At 74.1% G+C, this 22,621-nt stretch carries 14 protein-coding genes; 12 read left to right on the plus strand and 2 right to left on the minus strand.

Features of this window, described 5'->3' with window-relative positions; translation table 11 throughout:
* The first annotated feature begins 171 nt into the window (after positions 1-171).
* The 12 genes from QWM81_RS18265 (at position 172) to QWM81_RS18320 (ending at position 19,938) form a co-directional block, all read left to right on the plus strand.
* Complete coding sequence (locus tag QWM81_RS18265; protein ID WP_353938315.1) at positions 172-1,509, plus strand: MFS transporter; 1,338 nt, start codon at positions 172-174, stop codon at positions 1,507-1,509.
* 62 nt (positions 1,510-1,571) lie between these two features.
* A complete protein-coding gene (locus QWM81_RS18270) occupies positions 1,572-2,693 on the plus strand; it encodes a monodechloroaminopyrrolnitrin synthase PrnB family protein (RefSeq protein WP_290113126.1) in 1,122 nt (373 codons plus the stop codon).
* Positions 2,694-2,705: 12 nt separating this feature from the next.
* Positions 2,706-3,995 carry a flavin-dependent oxidoreductase gene (locus tag QWM81_RS18275; protein WP_290113127.1) on the plus strand — a complete coding sequence of 430 codons (1,290 nt, stop codon included), beginning with the start codon at positions 2,706-2,708 and terminating at the stop codon, positions 3,993-3,995.
* Between the two features lie 110 nt (positions 3,996-4,105).
* Positions 4,106-6,733, plus strand: a complete 2,628-nt coding sequence (locus QWM81_RS18280) for a glycosyltransferase family 1 protein (protein ID WP_290113128.1) — start codon at positions 4,106-4,108, stop codon at positions 6,731-6,733.
* Between the two features lie 310 nt (positions 6,734-7,043).
* Positions 7,044-7,595, plus strand: a complete 552-nt coding sequence (locus tag QWM81_RS18285; protein WP_290113129.1) for a hypothetical protein — start codon at positions 7,044-7,046, stop codon at positions 7,593-7,595.
* A 35-nt stretch (positions 7,596-7,630) separates the two neighbouring features.
* The gene (locus QWM81_RS18290) at positions 7,631-8,953 is read left to right on the plus strand and encodes an ABC1 kinase family protein (protein ID WP_290113130.1); all 1,323 of its coding nucleotides are present in this window, start codon (positions 7,631-7,633) and stop codon (positions 8,951-8,953) included.
* Between the two features lie 46 nt (positions 8,954-8,999).
* Positions 9,000-9,953 (plus strand): DUF1702 family protein, encoded by a 954-nt coding sequence (locus QWM81_RS18295; protein ID WP_290113131.1) that lies wholly within the window; start codon positions 9,000-9,002, stop codon positions 9,951-9,953.
* An 11-nt stretch (positions 9,954-9,964) separates the two neighbouring features.
* Positions 9,965-12,010 carry a CRTAC1 family protein gene (locus tag QWM81_RS18300; RefSeq protein WP_290113132.1) on the plus strand — a complete coding sequence of 682 codons (2,046 nt, stop codon included), beginning with the start codon at positions 9,965-9,967 and terminating at the stop codon, positions 12,008-12,010.
* Positions 12,007-12,993, plus strand: a complete 987-nt coding sequence (locus tag QWM81_RS18305) for an enediyne biosynthesis protein (protein ID WP_290113133.1) — start codon at positions 12,007-12,009, stop codon at positions 12,991-12,993. Before QWM81_RS18300 ends, QWM81_RS18305 begins: the two co-directional genes overlap by 4 nt.
* On the plus strand, positions 12,990-18,953 hold the full coding sequence (locus QWM81_RS18310; protein ID WP_290113134.1) for a type I polyketide synthase: 5,964 nt from the start codon (positions 12,990-12,992) through the stop codon (positions 18,951-18,953). Before QWM81_RS18305 ends, QWM81_RS18310 begins: the two co-directional genes overlap by 4 nt.
* Entirely contained in the window at positions 18,950-19,393 is a 444-nt protein-coding gene (locus tag QWM81_RS18315; protein WP_290113135.1) for an acyl-CoA thioesterase, read from the plus strand. Before QWM81_RS18310 ends, QWM81_RS18315 begins: the two co-directional genes overlap by 4 nt.
* The gene (locus QWM81_RS18320) at positions 19,390-19,938 is read left to right on the plus strand and encodes a flavin reductase family protein (protein ID WP_290113136.1); all 549 of its coding nucleotides are present in this window, start codon (positions 19,390-19,392) and stop codon (positions 19,936-19,938) included. The genes QWM81_RS18315 and QWM81_RS18320 overlap by 4 nt, the downstream gene beginning before the upstream one ends.
* Here the strand turns inward: QWM81_RS18320 and QWM81_RS18325 are convergent.
* On the minus strand, positions 19,919-21,937 hold the full coding sequence (locus tag QWM81_RS18325; protein ID WP_290113137.1) for a M4 family metallopeptidase: 2,019 nt from the start codon (positions 21,935-21,937) through the stop codon (positions 19,919-19,921). The two genes, QWM81_RS18320 and QWM81_RS18325, sit on opposite strands and share 20 nt — an antisense overlap.
* Positions 21,938-22,180: 243 nt before the next feature.
* The gene (locus tag QWM81_RS18330) at positions 22,181-22,585 is read right to left on the minus strand and encodes a VOC family protein (RefSeq protein ID WP_290113138.1); all 405 of its coding nucleotides are present in this window, start codon (positions 22,583-22,585) and stop codon (positions 22,181-22,183) included.
* Positions 22,586-22,621: the final 36 nt, after the last annotated feature.

Consider the following 22,621-nt stretch of genomic DNA (forward strand, 5'->3'; position numbering starts at 1 on the left):
CTGCGGCACCTCCGGGATGACCACCGGCGGCGGCGCGTACCCCATGGGCGGCTGCTGCATCAGCCCGGCCCGCTGGTCGTCGGTCGAGCGGTAGTCCACGGCGCCCTGCGTCAGCCGCATGTACGCCACGGGGGGACGCGGGGGGCGCTCGGGCTGCTCGCGGCGACGCAGCTGCTGCTCATCATGGACACCGCGATCGTCAACGTCGCGCTGCCGTCGGTCGGCGACGACCTGGGGGCCGGGTCCGCCGGGCTGTCCTGGGTCGCCAACGCCTACCTCATCACCTTCGGCGGGCTGCTCCTCCTCGGCGGCCGCACCGCCGACCTGCTCGGGCACCGGCGGCTGTTCACCGGCGGGCTCGCGCTGCTCGCGGCCGCCTCCGCGGCCGGCGGGCTCGCGCAGAGCACCGGCGCGCTCATCGCCGCCCGCGCCGTGCAGGGCGTCGGCGCGGCGCTCGCCGCTGCCGCCGCGTTCGCGCTGCTGCTGATCCTGTTCCCGGACGGGCCCGCCCGGCACCGGGCGCTCGGCGCGTTCGCCGCGATGGGCGGCCTCGGCGGGGTGCTCGGCACCGTGCTCGGCGGGGTCCTCACCGACCTGCTGGGCTGGCGCTCCACCTTCTGGCTGAACGTCGCCGTCGCCCTGCTGCTCGGCCTGCTCGCGCTCCGGCTCCTCGACGGCTCGACCCGCAGCGCCGAACCCGGCTTCGACCTGCTCGGGGCGCTCACCGCCACCGGCGGCCTCGGCCTGCTGGCCTACGCCCTGGTCGGCCGCAGCCTCCTCGCGGGCGCGGCGGGCCTGGCCCTGCTCGCGCTGTTCGCGCTGGTGGAGAGCCGCACCACCAGCCCTCTGGTGCCGCCCGCCGTGCTGGCGCGGCCCACGCTCCGGCTCGCCAACTGCCTCAGCGCCCTCGCCCAGATGGCGCTGTTCCCGATGTTCTTCCTGGTCAGCCTCTACCTCCAGACCGTGCTGGGGCAGTCGCCGCTGGCCGGCGGGCTCGGCCTGCTGCCGCTGTCCCTGGCCGTCGTCGCCACCGCCCCGCTGACCGGCCGCCTCATCGACCACCTCGGCCTCGGCCGCACCATGACGCTCGGCTTCACCCTCCTGCTGGCGGGCATGGTCTGGCTGGCCCTCGCACTCAGCGCGCACGGCACCTTCGCCACCACGGTCCTCGCACCCAGCCTCGTGCTGGGCGTCGCGCTGCCGCTGGTCATGGTCACCACCAATGTGGCCGCCACGGCCGAGGCCACGCCCGAGGAGACCGGCCTGGCCTCCGGGCTCATCAACACCAGCCAGCAGTTCGGCTCCGTTCTCGGCCTGGCCGTCCTCGTGGCCGTCGCCACCACCCGTACCGGCTCGGCCACACCCCAGGCCGAGACCGCCGGCTTCCGGGCGGCGCTGCTCGTCGGCGCCGCCTTCGCCGCGGCGGCCGCACTTCTCTCCGTACGGCTGAAAAGGCCCGCGCCCAGCCCGGCGCCGTCACGCCAGGACCGGGTGGGCGACCCGCGGTGACCGCCTGACCAGCGGCCACCGCGCCACTCCCGCATCCACACCAGCCCTAGGGGGGCTTTCCGTTGACCCTGTACGACCTTGTCGCGCCCGGTCTCGATACCTGTGCCGAACCGCGCTACCGCATCGCCGAGATACGCGAGGCCGACCCGCTCGGCGCCGACGCGCTGCTCGCCGCGCTCCCCGCGATGAACCGGGACGCCGACATCCCCGCGCTCACCGTCGCCCTGCGCGCCCTCGTACCCGATCTCGACCGGGTCTCCGAGTGGTGCGTCATCGAGGCACTCGCCGCGATGCGCGACCTCGGCATGCTGCTCGGCTCCCTCAAGCGGCACGGCGTCCAGCCGGTCGCCGCCGTCCCCGAAGTCCTGCCCGTACTGGAGGAACTGGCCCGCCGCACCGACATGGTGCCCCGCGACACCGTGCACCACTACACCACGTGGAACCCGCTCGGCAGCCGTCAGCGGATGTACACGGGCGAGGAGATGGAGGCCCACCTCCAGGACGCCGTCCGGATGGTCTTCCCCAGCCTCGTCGCCGCCCTGCGCACCTGCACCGACCTGGCCGGGCTGGAACCCTACGACCCGGGCTTCGCCCTCGCCCTCGACCGCACCGCCCAGCACGTCCAGTCGATGGTCGACGCCATCGACTTCACCGTCGACAACGTCTCACCCGGCTTCTTCGCGCGCGTGCTGCGCCCCTACTTCGAGGAGATCGACGTCGCCGGCCGCGACTACCTCGGCCCGGCCGCCGCCCAGGTCCCCCTGTGGCTGGTCGACCTGACGGTCTGGCAGTGCGACCGCCCCCACCCCGCGTACGACGCCTTCCTCGCCGAGTCCGTCGCCTACAGCCTCCCCGCGTGGCGCGCCTTCCACGCCGTGCACAAGGGCGGCACGTCGGCCGTCAGCAAACTGTCCGCCGCCCTCAGCTGGGAGACCGTCCACCGGATGCCGCCGGAGCTCGCCGCGGCCGCCGTGTCGCTGGCGCGGGTGCTGCGCATCCTCAAGACCTTCCGCGCCCGCCACCTCGGCATCGCCCGCAAGGCCTACAGCGACGACATACGGCTGTACGACCAGGGCAGCGGCGGCGCGCCGGTCGCGCTGCTGCGCTCCGTACTGGACCTGACCAGGGACAACGAAACGCTGGTGCGCCGGTCCTTGGAGCGGCCCCGCACCCCTGCCGCCTGACGGGACACCGACATGACCCCGCACATACTCATCGCCGGCGGCGGAGTCGCCGGCCTCACCGCCGCGCTCTCCCTGCACGCCGCCGGGTTCTCCCGCGTCACCGTCGTGGAGGCGGCCCGCGAGATCCGGCCCATCGGCGCCGGGCTGAACATCATGCCCAACGCCGTACGCGAACTGGACGCGCTCGGACTCCTCGACGAGCTGGAGGCCGACGCCGTACGCACCCGGGAACTGCGCTACTACCACCGATCCGGCGGGCTCATCTCCCGGGAGGAACGCGGGCTGCGCGCCGGCTACCGCTGGCCCCAGCTCTCCGTCCACCGCGGCCACCTCCAGCTGGTCCTGGCCGACGCGGTACGCCGCCGGCTCGGCCCGTCCGCCATCGTCGGCGGGGTCCGGGTGACCGGCCTGGAGCAGCTCCCCGACGGGCGCCCGCGGGTCCGCCTCGAACACCGCGACGGCTCCACCCGCGGCCGCGCCTCGCTCGAACCGGACGTCCTGATCGGCGCCGACGGCATCCGCTCGGCGGTCCGCGCGGCCCTCAACCCCCGCGAGGGCGAGCCCTCGTGGAACGGCATGCTGGTGTGGCGGGGGATCTCCCGGATGGACGCGCGCCGCGCCGCGCCGTTCATGTTCATCGCGGGCGACGACCGGCAGAAGGCCGTCGTCTACCCGATGACGACACCGACGCTCTCCCGCCGTGAGGTCCTCGTGAACTGGGCGCTGGCGATGCCCGCCGACCGCACCGCCGCCTGCGTACGCGGGGACTGGAACCGTCCCGTGCCCGTCACCCGGTTCCTCCACCACTACGAGGGCTGGGAGTTCGACGGCGTCAGCGTCCCCGACGTACTGCGCGCCGCGGACGGCGCCTTCGAGTACCCGATGGTCGACCGCGAACCGCTGCCTCGCTGGAGCCACGGTCGCACCACCCTCATCGGGGACGCCGCCCACGCCATGTACCCCATCGGCTCCAACGGCGCCACCCAGTCCATCGTCGACGCCCGCGCCCTCGCGCACGCGATGGCCCTGCACCCCGAGCCGGCCGACGCGCTCGCCGCCTACGAGGCGGAGCGGCGCCCCGCCATGACGGAGCTTCAGCGCGCCAACCGGCGTCTTGGCCCCGAAGTCGTCATCAATCTGGCCCACGAGCGCGCCCCGGACGGCTTCGAACGTATCGACGAGGTGATCCCGCCGCACGAACTGCGCGAGATCGCGGCTCGGTACGCCGCCACCGGCGCGTTCGACCCGGAAACCGTCAACGCGGGCTCCCCCTATCAGGTCCCGGCGAGCGCGCTCCCCTGAGTGCGCCGTGGTTGAGAAGGGCGGGGTGGCACTAACGTCGGAGAGTGAAGGCGGGCGCACACCGTTGTGCGTCCGCCCCGATACGTATCTCCCCTGCGAAGGTGGAACACGTGAAGGCAATCCGTCGATTCACCGTGCGCCCCGTCCTGCCCGACCCGCTCCGGCCGCTCAGCGACCTCTCCCGCAATCTGCGCTGGTCCTGGCACGCCGAGACCCGTGAACTGTTCCAGGCCGTCGACCCCGAGGGATGGCGGGCGGCCGGCGGCGATCCCGTACGGCTGCTGGGCTCCGTGTCCGCCGCCCGACTCGCCGAACTCGCCAGGGACCGGCGCTTCCTGCGCCGCCTGTCCGCCGCCGCCGACGACCTCGACGACTACCTGCGCGGCCGCCGCTGGTACCAGAACCAGTCCGCCCAGTACGCCGACCTGCCCACCGCCGTCGCCTACTTCTCGCCCGAGTTCGGCGTCACCGCCGCCCTGCCGCAGTACTCGGGCGGCCTCGGCATCCTCGCCGGCGACCACCTCAAAGCCGCCTCCGACCTCGGCGTCCCGCTGATCGGGGTCGGCCTGCTCTACCGGCACGGCTACTTCCGCCAGTCCCTCTCCCGCGACGGCTGGCAGCAGGAGCACTACCCGCTCCTCGACCCCAACGAGCTGCCCGTCAGCCTGCTGCGGCAGCCGGGCGGCGCCCCCGTGCGGGTCTCCCTCGCCCTGCCCGGCGGCCGCTGCCTGCACGCCCACATCTGGGTGGCGCAGGTCGGCCGCGTACCGCTGCTGATGCTCGACTCGGACGTGGAGGAGAACGGCCCGTCCGAGCGCGACGTCACCGACCGGCTGTACGGCGGCGGCAGCGAGCACCGGCTGCTCCAGGAAATGCTGCTGGGAATAGGAGGTGTCCGGGCGGTACGGGCGTACTGCGAGCTCACCGGGCACCCGGCCCCCGAGGTGTTCCACACCAACGAGGGCCACGCCGGCTTCCTCGGCCTGGAACGCATCCGCGAACTCAGCGAGGACGGCATCGAATTCGACGCCGCGCTGGAGGCGGTCCGGGCCGGGACGGTGTTCACCACCCACACCCCGGTCCCCGCCGGCATCGACCGCTTCGACCGCGAGCTGGTCGCCCGCCACTTCGGTGACGGCGCCGAACTGCCCGGCGTCGACGTCGAACGCATCCTCCAGCTCGGCATGGAGACCTACCCCGGCGGCGAACCCAACCTCTTCAACATGGCCGTCATGGGCCTGCGCCTGGCCCAGCGCGCCAACGGCGTGTCCACCCTCCACGGCGCCGTCAGCCGGGAGATGTTCGCCGGCCTGTGGCCCGGCTTCGACCCGGAGGAGGTGCCCATCACCTCCATCACCAACGGCGTCCACGCCCCGACCTGGGTCGCGCCCGAGGTGTTCCGGCTCGGCGCCCGGAAGATCGGCTCCCAGCGCGCGGAGGACGCGCTGAGCGTCGGCGGTTCGCAGCGGTGGGACTCTGTCACCGACATCGCCGACGGCGAGATCTGGGAGCTCCGCCGCGAGCTGCGCGAACAGCTCGTGACGGAGGTACGCACCCGGCTGCGCGCCTCGTGGCGGCAGCGCGGCGCCGGTGCGGCGGAGCTGGGCTGGATCGACGGGGTCCTGGACCCCGACATCCTGACCATCGGGTTCGCCCGCCGGGTCCCCTCGTACAAGCGCCTGACGCTGATGCTGCGGGACCGCGACCGGCTGATGGAGCTGCTGCTGCACCCGACGCGGCCGGTGCAGATCGTGGTGGCGGGCAAGGCCCACCCGGCGGACGACGGCGGCAAGCGGCTGGTGCGGGAGCTGGTGCGGTTCGCCGACGACCCGCGCGTACGCCACCGCATCGTCTTCCTGCCGGATTACGGCATGGGCATGGCTCAGAAGCTGTACCCCGGCTGCGACGTGTGGCTGAACAACCCGCTGCGCCCGCTGGAGGCGTGCGGGACGTCCGGCATGAAGGCCGCGCTGAACGGCTGCCTCAACCTCTCCGTCCTGGACGGCTGGTGGGACGAGTGGTACGAACCGGACTTCGGCTGGGCCATCCCCACCGCCGACGGTCCCACCACGGACGAGGATCGGCGTGACGACCTGGAGGCGGCCGCGCTCTACGAGCTGATCGAGCAGCGCGTCGCACCCCGCTTCTACGACCGGGGCGCGGGCGGCCTGCCCGAGCGGTGGATCGAGATGGTCCGCCGCACCCTCGCCAACCTGGGCCCCAAGGTGCTGGCGGGCCGCATGGTGCGCGAGTACGTGGAACGGCTCTACACCCCGGCCGCGCTCGCCCACCGCTCCATGGACGCGGGCGCCGCACGCGAGCTGGCCACCTGGAAGGCGCGGGTGCGCGCCGCGTGGCCCCGCGTGGCGGTCGACCACGTCGAGGTGGACGAGTCCAACGGCACCGCGGAGCTCGGCTCCACGCTCGCCCTGCGGGTCCGGGTCGCCCTGGGGGACCTCCAGCCGGAGGACGTGGAGGTCCAGGCGGTCGCGGGCCGGGTGGACACCGACGACCGGCTGCGGGACGCCCAGACGGTGCCGCTCAAGCCGGCCGGCGGCCCGGACCAGCAGGGGCGGTGGGTCTACGAGGGCCCGCTCACCCTCGACCGGACGGGCCCCTTCGGCTACACGGTCCGGATACTGCCCACGCACCGCCTGCTCGCGGCCGGCGCGGACCTGGGCCTGGTCGCGATGCCGACGCAGACGACCGGCGAGGGCGCGGGAGTGCTGATGCGCTGACGCGGTCCGTTTCCCTGCTCGTCGCCCCCTCCTCGCAGGAGGGGGCGACGAGTCATTTCCGGCACGTTCCGTACGGAGGGGGCAGAACTGACCAGCGTGTCTGAATTTCCGGTGCCGCGCCATTGTGGCCGGCCTTTTCCTGGCCGCCGTTTTATTGGTCGACCCCTTTCTGTCTAGTTCTCGCCAACAGCAGGGGAATTCACCACTCGGACGGGTGAATGCCGCCCGGGGAGTGGTCCGAATGGCGGTACTCGGGCATGTCAGAAGTGCACCCCACACACTCCCCGAGTAACGTTCGGAGGTTCCACTCGTGACCACGGCCACCGTGCTGCCGTCCATCGGCGCCGAAATCCCCTGTAGTTGCTACGCGGCGAACGTGCCGCTCAAGATCCGCACCGCCCTCGTGAACGTCGAGTTCAAGGGCGGCATCAAGGTCCGGGTCGAGGCCCACCCCAGCCAGCCGCCCCACAAGGCCGTCGTCCTCAAGGTCATCGGCCACAAGGTGGAGGCCGACCACCCGGAGCTGGGCCGCATCACCATCAACCAGGACGACATGGAGGCGACGCCGGACAGCCTCCTCAACATCGTCCAGCACTTCCCGCCCAAGCTCAGCGCGGTGATGTTCCTGTCGTTCACGCTGACCATCGAGCGGCCGCCCGGTGACGGCGGCAACGAGGGCGCGAGGCCGGAGCCGTTGGTCCTGCGGACCAAGGAGCCCGCGAAGCTCCTGAGCCCGGAGCTCAGCAAGTTCCCGCCGGACGGGGACTTCTACCGGCTGGAGAACCCGATCAAGCTGGTCGACCCCGACAGCGACCAGGTCATCGCCACGATCGACAAGTTCCCGGTCCGCGTCGGCGGCTGAACCGAGCCGGTGACCGCGGGGGGCGGGGGTGCCTGATGAGCCATGCCGACACTCCGAAGGTGACGGTGGTCGCCGGTGTCGTACGGGGCGTGCGCATCTGCCTCGTGCTCATGGCCCGGCTGGCCGTCCTCGGCGGCCTCGCCCTCCGCTGCTCACTGGCGCCGGGCAGGAGCGGTTTCACGCCACGGCGGGACGCCTGGCTCCTGGCCACGGTGACCGCCCTCGGGCCCGCCTTCGTCAAGGTCGCCCAGATCCTCAGCACCCGTGCCGACGTGGTCCCCCGTCATGTCGCACGGGTGCTGAGCACCCTGCACGACCAGGTGCGCCCGCTGCCGCTCGGCGACGCGTCACGGCACTTCGGCCCCGAGCTGAGACGCGCGCTGCGGGACGACGGCGCCGGCCTCGCCGCGCGCCATCCGGTCGCGGCCGGCACCATCGCCTGCGTCTACCGGGCCGACCTGGCCGACGGCCGGACCGTCGCCCTGAAGGTCCGGCGGCCCGGTGTGGTACGCCAGTTGTCCACCGACCTGGCCATCATGCTGGCCCTCGCGCGGCTTGTCGCCCCGCTGCCGCCCCTGCGCGGCGTGCCGGTGGCCGACATCATGCGGCAGCTCGCCGAATCCCTGCGCGGACAGCTCGACTTCCACCGGGAACGGCGCAGCCTCCGCTTCCTGAAGGAGAACCTGGCCGAGGTGCCTGATGTGCGGGTGCCGCAGGTGTACGACGAGCTGTGCGGCCCCGAGGTCCTCGTCATGGAGTACCTCGACGACCTGCACCAACGACCGCCCGCCGGGACGGACGGCGAACAGGCCGCCGTCACCGCGCTGCGCGCCGCGTACCACATGCTCTTCCTCGACGGCTTCGTGCACTGCGACCTCCACCCCGGCAACCTCAGCTGCGGCCCCGGCCGCGCCGTGACCATCGTCGACGCCGGATTCACCGTGCGCCTGACCGAGCATGCCCGGCACAAATTCACCGACTTCTTCCACGCGATGAGCCTCGGCGACGGACAGGCCTGCGCCGACATCGTGCTCTCCACCGCACGCCCCGGCCGGGACACCGACACCGCCGCGTTCCGGCGCGACCTCGCCGCACTCATCGAGTCCTGCGGGGGAGCGACCGCCGCCACCTTCGACCTGATGGACTTCGCCGTACAGCTCTTCGCCCTCCAGCGCCGCCACGGTCTCTACGCCGACCCCCAATTCGTTTTCCCCATTCTGTCGCTGCTGGTTCTGGAGGGCACGGTCCGCGCGCTCGGCCCCGGTCTGGACTTCCAGGCCGTGGCGAAGCCGTATCTGATGATCGCCCTCATGGAACGCGCGATTGCCGCCGCTCAGAGAAAACAGGAGTCCGGCTGACATGCTTTCCTCTTTTTCCTCCTCCCCTTCCGTGGTGCCGCGTCCCTTGCGCCGCGTCGTGATTCCCCTGCTGCGCCAGGACACGGCGCAAGTCGACTTCGGCGTACGGCGCTTCCGGCTCCGCCCCGGCCCCGCGCGCGGCATCCTGCAAGCGGCCGCACAGGCCTTCCTGTGCGGTTTCCACGCCGCCCTGCGCGCCCGCGCCCTGCCCGAACTGGCCGCGGAGGTGGAGCGGCTCCCGGCCGAGCGGCGCGGATTCGCCTACGAGGGCGCCGGCATGGCCTGCGGCCTGCTCGACCTGCTCACCGCCTCGCGCGGCCGCCGGTTCGCCGCCCTGCTGGCCGGGCCCGCCGCCCGGTACCCCCACCTCGCGCAGGTCGGCGCGGGGTGGGCGTACGCACGGCTCGGGCTGCGGCCACGGGACGGCATCCCGGGCGCGAGCCCGCCCGAGTGCTGGCTCGCCTGGGACGGATACGGATTCCACCAGGGGTTCTTCCACCCCGACCGGGTCATCGGACGGCAGTACGTCGAGCGCGGGCTCAACCCCGACGAGCGGGCCATCCGCGACCAGGGCCTGGGCCGGGCGCTGTGGTTCCACGAGTGCGCCGACCCGGACGGCATCGCGCTGCGGATCGCCGAGTTCCCGGCCGGGCGGCGCGCCGACCTGTGGAGCGGCGCCGGCCTCGCCGCCACGTACGCGGGCGGCGCCACCCCGCACGAACTACGGCACCTCGCCGCACTGGCGGGTGAACACCGCCCGGACCTCGCCCAGGGCGCCGCGTTCGCCTGCAAGGCACACCACATCGCCGGCGCCGTCCCCGCGCACACCGCCGAGGCCGCGCCCGTGCTGACCGGAACCGGCGTCGAGCAGGCGGCCGACTGGACCGACCGCTCCCTCGCCGCGCTCGGCCCCGCCGCCACCGGCACCGGCCACTACCAGCGGTGGCGCGCCGGCATCCGGGCCCAGTACGCCGCGCTCGGCCACAGAGGGGACCGCTGACCATGACGACGATGACGACACTGGTGCGCCGGAACCTCGCGCGGGTCACCGCGCTGCTCACCTGCCTGCTGCTGTGGCACCTCACCCAGCCGCCCGCCGCGTCCGAGGCCCAGCGCGACCGCCTGGCCCAGCGGTTCGCCTTCACCCCCCACCTCGTGTCCCCCGCCCACCGGCCCACCGACCGGACCCTGCGGCCGGTCGCCCCCGCGTACAAGGACATCCCGTCCTGGATCTCCTCCGTCGGCGCCGGGGTGGCGCTCCTCGCCACCGACGGGGGCAGCGTGTCGCACGACATCTGCCTGGTCGACCCGCGCACCGACACGGTGACCGTCCGCCCGGCCCCCGGCACCGGCCACCGCTACGCGCCCTTCGTCCTGCGCCCGCCCGCGCCCGCCCTGCCGTCGTACGCCGCGCCCATGGGGTGCCTGCCCGCCGACCTCAACGAGGACGGGTGGCAGGACGTGATCGTCTACTACTGGGGCCGCTCGCCCGTCCTGTTCATCCGCCACGCGGGCCGGCCGCCGGGCGCCGGAGCCTTCGTCGCCCGCGAACTCGTCCGCCCCCGCGCCGTGTGGAACACCAACGCCGCGACCATCGGCGACTACGACGGTGACGGGCACGTCGACCTGGTCTTCGGCAACTACTTCCCGGACGGCGCCCGCGTCCTGGACCCGACCGCCCACCAGCCGGACCGGCTCGTGATGAACGCCTCCCTGTCCAACGCCCGCAACGGCGGCACCAACCGGCTGCTGCGCTTCACCGGCGCCACCCGCGGTCCCGCCCCCGACGCCCGCTTCACGGAGGTGCCGGGCGCCTTCGACACCGCGGCGGCACGCGGCTGGACGCTCGCCCTCGGGACGTACGACCTCGACGGCGACCACCGCCCCGAGCTGTACGTGGCCAACGACTTCGGCCCCGACCAACTGCTGGTCAACCAGTCGGCCCCGGGCCACATCCGGTTCCGCGAGGCGACCGGGACGCGGCACGCGGCCACCCCCAAGTCCAAGGTGCTGGGCCGGGACTCCTTCAAGGGCATGGGCGTGGCCTTCACCCACCTGGGCCCCGACCGCGTTCCCGACATCCTGGTCAGCAACATCGGCGAGAACTTCGCCCTGCACGAGAGCAACTTCGCGTTCACCGCCACCGGCAGCCCCGGCGCCGCCGGGCGGGCCCTCCACCGGGGCACGGCCCCGTACGACGACGAGAGCGAGCCGCTGGGCCTGTCCCGTACCGGCTGGACCTGGGACGTGAAGGCCGCCGACTTCGACAACGACGGCGGCCCGGAAATCATGCACGCCACCGGTTTCGTCGCCGGACGGACCAACAGCTGGGCGCAGTTGCAGGAAACCGCCATGTCCAACGACCTGATCCTGGACCACCCCCGGCTGTGGCCGCACTTCCCGGCGGGCACCGAACTGTCCGGCCACAACCGCAACACCTTCTTCGTCCGCACCGGCTCCGGCGGCCGCTTCACCGACGTGGCGGGTGAGACCGGCGTCGGCACGGACGCCGTCAGCCGCGCCTTCGCGGTCGGCGACGTCGACGCGGACGGCCGGCTCGACTTCGTCGTCGCCAACCAGTGGGCGCCTTCGGTGATGTTCCGCAACACCGGCCCGGCGGGCGCCGTCCTGGGCCTCCGGCTGCGGCTGCCGGGTGCCGGGGGCGCCACCCGGCTCGCCATCGGCGCCACCGCGACCCTCACGCTGCCGGACGGCTCCGTCCGTACCGAGCAGGTGTACCCGGCCAACGGCCACAACGGGGTCAACGCCCCCGACATCACCTTCGGGCTCGGCAAGAACGCCCCGCCGCGCGCGCTGCCGGTGCGCCTCACCTGGCGCGACGGCCACGGCCGCGTCCACACCGGCACCGCGACGCTCCGCCCGGGATGGCACGAGCTGGTCCTCACGGCGAAGGCCGTCACGCCGAAGCTCGTCACGCCGAAGCCCGTCCCGCCCAAGGCCGTGATGCGCAAGGCCGCCACCCCTAAGGCCGCCACCCCCGAGGCCGTCACCCCCGAGGCCGTCACCCACAAGGCCCTTACCGAGGAGACACGATGAACCGACTCGGCCGCACGATGGGCCACGTGCTCGGCGGCCCGGACGACCCGCGCAGCGCCGCACTGCGCCGGTTCGGACTGTCCATCACCGTACTGACCGTGATCGGCCACACTCTGCTCGGCTTCGAACAGGCCTACCTCACACCGGTCGTCGCGGTGGTGTCCGGCCTGGCCGCCGAGGGCGTCCTCGGCGCCATCGACGCCCACGCCCGGCGCGTACGCCCCTGGTACGCCGGGCGTCCCCCCGGCGAGATGGTGGACCTGCTGCTGCCCGCGTACATCACCGCCCTGGCGTGCGCCATGCTGCTGTACGCCAACGACCGGCTGATGCCGACCGTCCTGGCCACCGTCGCGGGCGTGGCGAGCAAGTACGTCGTGCGGGTACGCGTGGCCGGGCGCCCGCGGCACGTCCTCAACCCCAGCAACACGGGCATCGTCCTGGTCCTGCTGCTGTTCCCGTGGGTGGGCATCGCGCCGCCCTACCAGTTCACCGAGTGGACCTCCGGCGCGGTGGACTGGCTGATCCCGCTGGCGGTGCTCGCGGCCGGGACCATGCTGAACGCCAAACTGACGGGCAAGGTGCCGCTGATCGCCGGCTGGGCCGCCGGATTCGTGGCCCAGGGCGTCATCCGCTGGGCGCTGACGGACATCTCGGTCGCGAGCGCGCTGCTGCCGATGACGGGGGTCGCGTTCGTGCTGTTCACCAACTACATGATCACCGACCCGGGCACCACCCCGTCGCGCCCGCGTCACCAGGCCCTCTTCGGGGCGGCGACCGCCGCCGTCTACGGCGTGCTCGTCCACCTCCACATCGTCTTCGGCCTCTTCTTCGCGCTGGTGATCGTGTGCGTGCTGCGCGCGGTCGTCCTGGTGGCCGCCGAGCGGCTCGCGCGGGTGCCGGCCCGGGCGCCCGCCGCCTCCCGTGACGCCTCGGCCGCGGTGCCGGCCCAGGGGCGTACCTCGCTCCTCCCGGAGTCACGATGAGCGACACGTACCACGCTCCCGCGCTCGCCATCGTCGGCATGGCCTGCCGCTACCCGGACGCCGACCGGCCGGACCGGCTGTGGGAGATGGTCCTGGACCAGCGCCGGGTCTTCCGCCGCCTCCCCAAGGAACGGCTGGACGCCGACGACTACTACGACCGCGACCCCACGGCCCCCGACCGGACGTACAGCCTCTACGCGGCCGTCCTGGAGGGCTGGACGTTCGACCGGTCGGCGTTCCGCATCCCCGGGCCGGTGTTCCGGGCCGGCGACCCCGCCCACTGGCTCGCCCTGGAGACCGCCGCCCGCGCGCTTCAGGACGCCGGCTTCCCCGGCGGGACCGGCCTGGCCCGCGACCGCGTCGCCGTGATCCTCGGCAACAGCCTCACCGGAGACACCACCCGCGCCGGGACGCTGCGGCTGCGCTGGCCGTATGTGCGCCGGGTCCTCGCCGCCGCCCTGGAGGCCGCCGACATCACCGGGGACGTACGCGACGACGTGGTGCGCCGGGCCGCGGCCGGGTACCTCGCGCCCTTCCCGCCGACGACCGAGGAGTCGCTCGCCGGGGCCCTGTCCAACACGATCGCCGGCCGCGTCTGCAACCACTTCGACTTCCACGGCGGCGGCTACACGGTGGACGGCGCCTGCGCCTCCTCCCTCCTCGCGGTCGTCGAGCTGTGCCGGGCGCTGCGGGACCACAGCGTGGACTTCGGCCTCGCGGGCGGCGTCGACCTGAGCCTGGACCCCTTCGAACTGGTCGGGTTCGCCAAGACCGGCGCGCTCGCCACCGACCGGATGCGGGTGTACGACGAGCGCTCGGCCGGGTTCTGGCCGGGGGAGGGCTGCGGCATGCTCGCGCTGATGCGGGCGGCCGACGCGCGGGCCGCCGGACTGCGCGTGTACGCCGAGATCCGTGGCTGGGGCGTCTCCTCCGACGGCAGCGGCGGCATCACCCGGCCCGCCCGGGACGGGCAACTGCTCGCGCTGCGCCGCGCGTACGAGCTGGCCGGCGCCGACCCGGCCGAGGTGCTGTTCCACGAGGGGCACGGCACCGGGACGCAGGTCGGCGACGAGGTGGAGCTGAGCGCGCTGACCGCGCTGCGGGAGACCGCACGCGCGCGTGCGGCGCTCGGCACGGTGAAGGCCAACATCGGGCACACCAAGGCGGCGGCCGGCGCGGCGGGCGTCATCAAGGCGGCGATGAGCCTGCACACCGGGGTCCTGCCGCCGACGACCGGCTGCGAGACCCCGCACGCCCTGCTGCGGTCGCCGGGCGCGCCGCTGCGCGTCCTGCGCAAGGCCGAACACTGGCCGGAAGGGCCCCGGCTGGCCGGGATCAGCTCCATGGGCTTCGGCGGCATCAACGCCCACCTGGTGCTGTCCGCACCCTCCCGGCCGGTACGGGGCACCGCCCGGCAGAAGGCGCGTGACGCCGCCGCGCCGGTGGCCGGTGCGGGGCTCGGGCCCGAGCCCGGTGCCGGCCTGCCCGTGGCCGAAGCCGCCGGGCCCGACCCTCGCGGCGGCTTGCCCGCGCCCGAGGCCCGCACCGGCGTGCCCCTGACCCGAACCGCCGGGCCCGTGGCCGGAGCCGCCGCGCCCGAGGCCCGCACGGGCGTGCCCCTGACCGGAACCGTCGGGCCCGAGCCCCGTGCCGGCCTGCCCCTGGCCGAAGCCGCCGTGCCCGTGGCCGGAGCCGCCGTGCTCGACCCTCGCGGCGGCCTGCCCGCGCCCGAGGCCCGCACCGGCGTGCCCCTGACCGGGGTTGTCCCTCCCGTACCCCGCGCTGGGCTGGCCGTGCGGCGTCCCGCGCCCGAGCATGCCGTCATCGCGGTCGCGGGGGACGACCCCGGCCAGCTGCGGGAGTTCTTCGCGCGGGTCGCCGAGACCGCACCCCGGCTGTCCTTCGCCGAGATCCACGACCTGGCCGCCCAACTGGCCCGCGAGCGGGCCGCCGGGCCCGTGCGGGCCGCGATCGTCGCCGCCACCCCCGACGAACTGGCCGCCCGCGCCGCCTCCGTGGCCGCCTGCCTGACGGCGGGCGGCGCTCCCGGTGGGCTGACCCGCCTGCCGGGCGTGTGGGTGGGGTACGGCGTACGCGGGCGCGTCACGCTGCTGTTCCCCGGCCAGGGCGCGCCCGGCCTGGCCGGCTCCGCGAGCACCGAGACGGCCCAGCCCGCCATCCACCGCGCCGCCCTGCGCGGTCTGCGCACGCTGGACGCCCTGGGCGTGACGGCGTCGGCGGCGGTCGGGCACAGCCTGGGCGAGATCACCGCCCTGGTGTGGTCCGGCGCCCTGTCCGTACGGGACAGTTTCCGGCTGGTACGCGCGCGCGGCCGGCTCATGGCCGCCCTCGGCACCTCCGGAACCGGCATGCTCAGCCTGCGTACGGAGCCGGCCGCCGCCCTCGCGCTGTGCGCGGGCACCGACCTGGTCGTCGCCGCGTACAACGGCCCGCGCTCGGTGGTGGTGGCCGGACCGGTGGCGGACCTGCGGGAGGTGGCGGGGCGCGCCGACCGGGCGGGGATCGCCCGCACGCTGCTTCCCGTGTCGCACGGTTTCCACTCCCCGGCGGTCCGGCCCTGCGTGGCGCCGCTGCGCCAGGTGCTGGACACCATGGACTTCGGCCCGCCCTCGCGCCGGCTGCTGTCCACCGTCCACGGCAGGGCGCTCACCCCGGACGACGACCTGGCCGCCCTCCTCGCCGACCAGGTCACCGCGCCCGTGCGGTTCTGGGACGCGGTCAGCGGCGCCCTGCCGGACACCGACCTGCTGTGCGCCTGCGGGCCGGGGCAGGGCCTGGCCTCCCTCCTCGCCGACCAGGGCTGCGGCGTCCCCGTGGTCACCGTGGGCCCGGACGACCCCGGCGCCGCGGCGACCGCCCAGGCGGCGGCCGCCCTGTTCGCCGCCGGGGCGTGCGCGCGGCTGGACGCGCTGACGGCGGGCCGGGCGGCCAGGCCGATCGACATCTGGCGGGAGAGGACCTTCCTCAGCAGCCCCTGCTCGGCGCCGCCGCCGTTCGGCGAGCCGCGCCGGGAAGCGCCGTCGGAAGCACCGGCCTCGCAGGCACCGTCGGCCACACCTGCGGCAGACACCGCCGCCGCCCCGGACACCGCCACCGCCGTCCGGGACCTCCTCGCGCGGGCCACCGAACTGGACCCCGGGCTGATCGGCATGGACACCCGGCTCCTGACCGACCTGCACCTCACGTCCCTGACGGTGACCCAGCTCGCCGCCACCGCCGCCCACCGCACGGGCCGCCGCCCACCGGCCGCCCCGCTCTCCCTGGCCGACGCCCGGGTCCGCGACCTCGTCGACGCCCTCGACGCGCTGCCGTCCGCGGGCGAACCCGGACCCGACACCGCCGCCACCGGCGTCGACACCTGGGTCCACTGCTTCACCGAACGGCTGCGCCCGGCCCGGCGCGGCCTGCCGGCGCCGAGCGCCGGGTGGCGCACCACCGTGCTCGGGGACGGCGAACTGTCCGTACAGGCCAAGGAGTTGTACGGCTCCGCCGCCGGCGAGGACACCGAGCTCCTCTACGTACCGCCGGCCTCGGGCCCGCCGCCGATCGCCCGGCTCCTGGCCACGGCCCGCGCCGCCCTGCGCACCGGCCGCCTGGTCGTCGTGGCGCACGACACCGCCCTCGCGGGGTTCCTCGGCAGCCTCCGCAAGGAGCACCCCGCCCTGGGCGTCACCCTGCTGCGCGTCCCGCCGACCGCGTCCGGCCTGCGCCACGCCACCCGCTGGGCGGGCGCCGAACCGGGCCGGTACCGGGAACTGGTCCTCGACGACCACGGCACGCCGCACGTCCCGACGGCACAGGCCCTGCGCCTCCCCGGCCCCGGGGGCCCGCTGCCGCTCGGCCCCGACGACGTCCTGCTCGTCAGCGGCGGCGGCAAGGGCATCGGCCACGCCTGCGCCCTGGCGCTCGCGCGGAGCACCGGGGTGCGGCTGGCCCTGATCGGCCGGGCCCGGCCGGAGAGCGACGACACGCTGCGTACGAACCTGGCGGCGCTGGACGCGGCGGGGGTGAGCGCCGCGTACGAGGCGGCCGACCTCACCGACGCCACGGCGGTGGCCGACGCGGTGCGCCGCCTCACCGGCCGGCTCGGCCGCCCGGTCACCGGCGTCCTGCACGCCGCCGGGGTCAACGAACCGGTGCGCTTCACCGACCTGGACGAGGCGCGCGTGGAGGCCCATGTCGCCCCGAAGGTGGCCGGGTTGCGCCACCTCCTCGCGGCGTTGCCGACCGACCGGCTGCGGCTGCTCGTCGCCTTCGGCTCGGTGATCGGCCGGTACGGCCTGCCCGGCGAGAGCCACTACGCCCTGGCCAACGGCCTGTTGCGCACCGAGCTGGAACGGCTGGCGGCCGGAGCGCCGGCGCACTGCCGGGTGCTGAACGTCGACTGGTCGGTGTGGAGCGGCGCCGGCATGGGCGTGCGCCTCGGCGTGCTCGACGCACTCGTGCGCGAGGACGTCACGCCCATCGCGCCGGAGACCGGCGTCGACCTGTTCCTGCGCCTCCTGGCGGCCGGGGGCTCCACGCCGCCGACGGTCGCCGTGCACGGCAGGCTGGGGCACGACATGCCGGTGCCGCCTCCGCCCGGCCCCCCGCAGCGGTTCCTGGCGGACCTCCGTGTCCACTACCCGGCCGTCGAGTTGGTCGCCGAAGCGCGGCTCGACCTGGGCACCGACGCCTACCTGGACGGCCACCGGCTGGACGGGGTCGTCTGGCTCCCCGGCGTCCTCGGTCTGGAGGCCATGGCCCAGGCGGCGTCCGCCGTGGCCGGCCGGCCGCTGTACGAGGCCCGCGACATCGCCTGGGCGCGCCCGGTGACCGTACCGGAGGAGGGACCTCGTACCGTCCGGGTGTGCGCCCTGCACCGGGGGGAGCGCGTCGAGGCCGTGCTGCGCAGCGACGAGGACGACTTCTGCGTAGACCACTTCCGGGCCGTCTTCCCGCTCGCGGCGCCCTCCCCGGACGGGGAACGCCCGTGGCCCGCCGGGAGCGGTGAGGCGCTGGGCGCCGACGAGCTGTACGGGCCGCTGTACTTCCACACCGGCCGCTTCCGGCGGGTGCGGAGCCTGACCGCGCCGTCCGCGCGCGCCTGCCTGGCCACCCTGTCGGCCGGGCAGCCCGCCCCGTGGTTCCCGGCACCGCTCGCCGCCCCGCTGCTCGGCGACCCGTCCGCCAACGACACCACGCTGCACGCGCTCCAGGCGTGCGTGCCGCACCGCCGGCTGCTGCCGGTGGCCGCCGAGTCGCTGACGATCCGCCCGGAAGGAGGGCCCGTCACCCGGGTACGGGGCGAGGAGCTCGGCGCGGCGGACGGCGAGTACACCTGGGACGCGGAGGGGCTGGACGCCACGGGTGGTGTGGTCGTGCGGTGGCGCGGCCTGCGGCTCAAGGACGTCGGGCCGCTCCCGCGCGGGGAGCGCCCCTGGCCGGCGCCGCTGCTGGCCGTCCTCCTGGAGCGGGCGGCCACGGCGCTGGGCCTCGGCGACGGCCTCACGATCACCATCGGGGCGGGCGAGCGCTCCGCGCACGCACACCGGCCCCGGCCGGGGCTTTCCCGCAGCCACCTCGACGGACTGGTCCTCCAGATCGAAGGCGCCGCTCACCGGCGGGTGGCCTGCGACTGGGAGGCGGTGACGGCGCGCGGCGAGGACGACTGGCGGCGGACGCTCGGTACGGACCACCTCGCCCTGACCGAGCTGCTGCGGCGCCGGAGCGGCGAACCGTTCGCGGTGGCCGCCACCCGCGTGTGGACGGCGGTCGAGTGCCTGGCCAAGGCGGGCCGGCCGCCCCGCGCCCCGCTCTCGGTCGACGGTGTCTTCGACGGCGGCTGGGTCCGGCTGCGCTCCGGTGACGCCCTGATCGCCTCGGGCGTCGTACGGGTGGCCCGGGTGGAGCGGCCGGTGGCGGTGGCGGTGCTGAGCGGACCGGAGGAGAGCCGATGACGACGGTGACGACACCCACGTACACGTACGACCATCTGGTCACCCTGGAGGAGACCAACCTCGTCGGGAACGTGTACTTCACCAACTACCTGCGCTGGCAGGGGCACTGCCGGGAACGTTTTCTCGGCGAGCGGGCGCCGGGGGTGCTGCGGGCGCTGCGCGGCGAGCTCGCGCTGGTGACCGTGGACTGCCACTGCGCGTTCTTCAGCGAGCTGTACGCCATGGACCGGGTCGCCATCCGGATGTCGCTGACCGCGTCGGGCGAGCACCAGGTCGGCATGGGCTTCGCCTACTACCGCACCAACTCCGCCGTGCCCGAGCTCGTCGCGCGGGGCGGCCAGACAGTGGCGTGCATGCGCCGCACCGAGCAGGGAATGCGGCCGGTTCCGGTGCCCGACGAGCTGCGCGCCGCGCTCGCGCCGTACCGGAGCGGGACATGACCGACACCACCGGCACGGCCGAGGCCGACGCCTTCCGGGCCACGATGGCGCACATGCCCACCTGCGTCACCGTCGTCACCGCCTCCGCACGGCACGGCCCCGTCGGCTGCACGGCCAGTGCCGTCCTGTCGCTCTCCTTGCACCCGCCGGGTCTGCTGGTCTCCCTGGCCGCCGCCGGCCGCACCGCCCGCGAGATCCGGCGGGTCGGCGCCTTCGCGGTCAACCTGCTCAGCTGGGAACAGCGGGACCTGACGCGGCGGTTCGCCGAGGAACCGCCGTGCCGCCGGTTCACGGGCGTGCCGTGGGCGATCCAGGACGGCCAGCCGGTGCTGGCGGGGGTGGCGGCCAGCGTCGTCTGCGCCGTCGACAGCTGCTATGACGTGTGGGACCACACGCTGCTGGTGGGGCGGGTGGTGCACAGCGTCCACCACCCGGACCGTACGCCCCTGCTCTACCACCGGCGGGCGCACGACCGCCCGGCGGCACAGGGAGTGCCACCGGGCGGTCTGTCATATCCCTCCCGGCTTACGGGAAGGTCAGCTTGAAGCCGTTGATGTAGCCGGTGTCCCGCGCGGCGACGTCCTGGACCTTCAGCTTCCAGGAGCCGTTCGCGACCTCGCTGGAGGCGTTGACCGTGTAGGTGGCCTTGACGTCGTCGGCCGAGTCGCTGCTGCTGGAGTTCTTCAGCCGGTAGGCGGTGCCGTCCGGGGCGACCAGGTCGACGACCAGGTCCCCGCGCCAGGTGTGGACGATGTCCACGTCCGCCTTGAGGGTGGAGGGGGCGTTGCCCGCGACGCCGGTGACGCTGACGGCCGAGGTGACCGCGGCGCCGTTGTCCGGGATGGCGACGTCGGTCGTGTTCTCGAAGACCTTGCCCGTGCCGGGGTCGCCGCCGCCGGGGCGGGAGCCGACGTTGACGCCGGCCCAGGCGCTCTCGACGGCCTTCACCTCGGCGCTGCCGACGCCGTACAGCTCCGTGGCGACCGCGACGGTGCCGGTGCGGGCGCCGGCGTAGTTGGTGGTCGAGGTGAACTTGGTGGTGAGCGCCTTGTACCAGATGAGCGCGGCCTTGTCGCGGCCGATCCCGGTGACGGGCAGGCCGTCGGAGGTCGGCGAGTCGTAGGTCACGCCGTTGATGGTCTTGGTGCCGCTGCCCTCGGAGAGCAGGTAGAACCAGTGGTTGGCCGGGCCGGAGGAGTAGTGCACGTCGATGCCGCCGATACCGGAGTACCAGGAGTCCTTCGACGAGCCGTCCCTGCTCGGCTTGTCCATGTAGCGCAGCGGGGTGCCGTTGCCCCGGATGTCGATCTTCTCGCCGACGAAGTAGTCGCCCTTGTCCTGGGCGTTGTTGGCGTAGAACTCGACGGCGGCGGCGAAGATGTCCGAGGTCGCCTCGTTCAGGCCGCCGGACTCGCCGCTGTAGACCAGCTTGGCGGTGTGGGACGTGACGCCGTGGGTCATCTCGTGGGCGGCGACGTCGATGGAGGTGAGCGGCTTGGCGTTGTTCGCGCCGTCGCCGTACGTCATGCAGAAGCAGCTGTCGGTCCAGAAGGCGTTGACGTACGCGTTGCCGTAGTGCACGCGGGAGTACGCGCCGACGCCGTCGCCCCTGATGCCCGAGCGGCCGTGGACGTTCTTGTAGTAGTCCCAGGTGACCCCGGCGCCGAAGTGGGCGTCGGCGCCGGCCGTCTCCAGGTTCTGCGGGGTGCCGTCGCCCCAGATGTCGTCGGGTCCGGAGAACAGCGTCCCGGTGCCGGAAGTGCCGCGGTTGAGGTTGTACGTCTTGTGGTTGCCGCGCCCGGTGTCGGTCAGCGTGTACGAGGGTGCGGTGCCGAGCGTGACCTGACCGCTGTACTGGGTGTTGCCGGTGCCGTTGTGGACGGCCTGCCACTCGAAGAGCTTCTCGCCGGTGGTCGCGTCGGTGACGACGTGCAGCTCGTTCGGGGTGCCGTCGTGCTGGAGGCCGCCGACGACGGTCTCGTACGCGAGGACCGGCGTGCCCTGCGCGAGCCACACCACCTTGCGCGGCGCGCGTTCGGTGTCGGTCGCCTTGGAGCCCTCGGCCCGGGCGGCGCTCAGGGCCTGCTTCTCGGCGGCGGCCGGGGCGATGTCCGCGCTGGTGTCGACGCCCTTCAGCTCGGCCCGGGAGGCCTTGCTGACGGCCTCGGTCCGCCCCGCCTTGGTCTCGGTGACGACGAGGTCGCCGCCGAGGACGGGGAGCCCGGCGTAGGTGCGCTCGTAGCGGGTGTGGGTGGTGCCGTCGCGGTCCTGGACGACGTCGCGGACGACGAGCTTCTCCTGAGCGCCGAGGCGCAGTTCCTTCGCGGTGGTGGCCTTGGCCGCGTCGGCCGCGCGTATCAGCGCGGTGCGCTGGGCGGGGGAGAGGTCGGCGGGCAGGGCGCCGGGGTCGGCCGTGTCGGCGACCGGTGCCTTCGGGGCGGCGGCAGCGGTGGCGGGGCCGGTCTGCACGCCGACGGCGAGCATGGCGGCGGCGGCTATCAGAGCACCGGTCGCGGTGGCGCGACGGCTTGGCGTGGATCTCACGCAGACTCCTTTTGCGAGGGGGGTACCGGGCGGCTGGGTGAACCGACCGGGGCGGAGCGAGTCTGAACACGCGCGGAACACCTGCGGGACGAACACCCGAACGTGTGCCGAACAAGTGGTGCGGAGAATGGGGGAAGAGTGGCAGTCGCGACGGCTTACTGTCAGGACCGCGTCAACAGATTGGCCAGAATTCGTCCGTTGCCCGAAAAGTCATGTCCGTTAACCGGACGTTCCGGCGCTCCGTCAGCCGTTGGTCCCGCTGAGCGCCGCGCGTTCGGCCGCGCTGACCTCGATGCAGAACTCGTTGCCGGCCGGGTCCGCCATGACCACCCAGCCCCGGCCGTTCGGTGTGCGCCGGTCGTCGACGACGGTCGCGCCGAGCGCCACCACCCGCGCCACCTCCTTGTCGCGCGGAAGCTCCGGCTGGAGATCGAGATGCACCCGGTTCTTCACCGTCTTCTCGCCCGTCACCCGCAGGAACAGCAGCGCCGGATGCCCGGCGGGCACCTCCAGTGCCACTTCGTCATCACCCCGTTCGTCCCGTGGGTCGACCGGGAAGCCGAGTACCTGGCTCCAGAACTCCGCCAGTTCGTACGGGTCGTGCGGCTCGGCGCAGTCGACGGTGATGTGCCGGATGAGGGATGTCACATGAACTCCCGATGGGGTGACGGGCGGCGCGGGCGA

Source organism: Streptomyces ficellus, assembly GCF_030406405.1.
Taxonomy (GTDB): domain Bacteria; phylum Actinomycetota; class Actinomycetes; order Streptomycetales; family Streptomycetaceae; genus Streptomyces; species Streptomyces ficellus_B.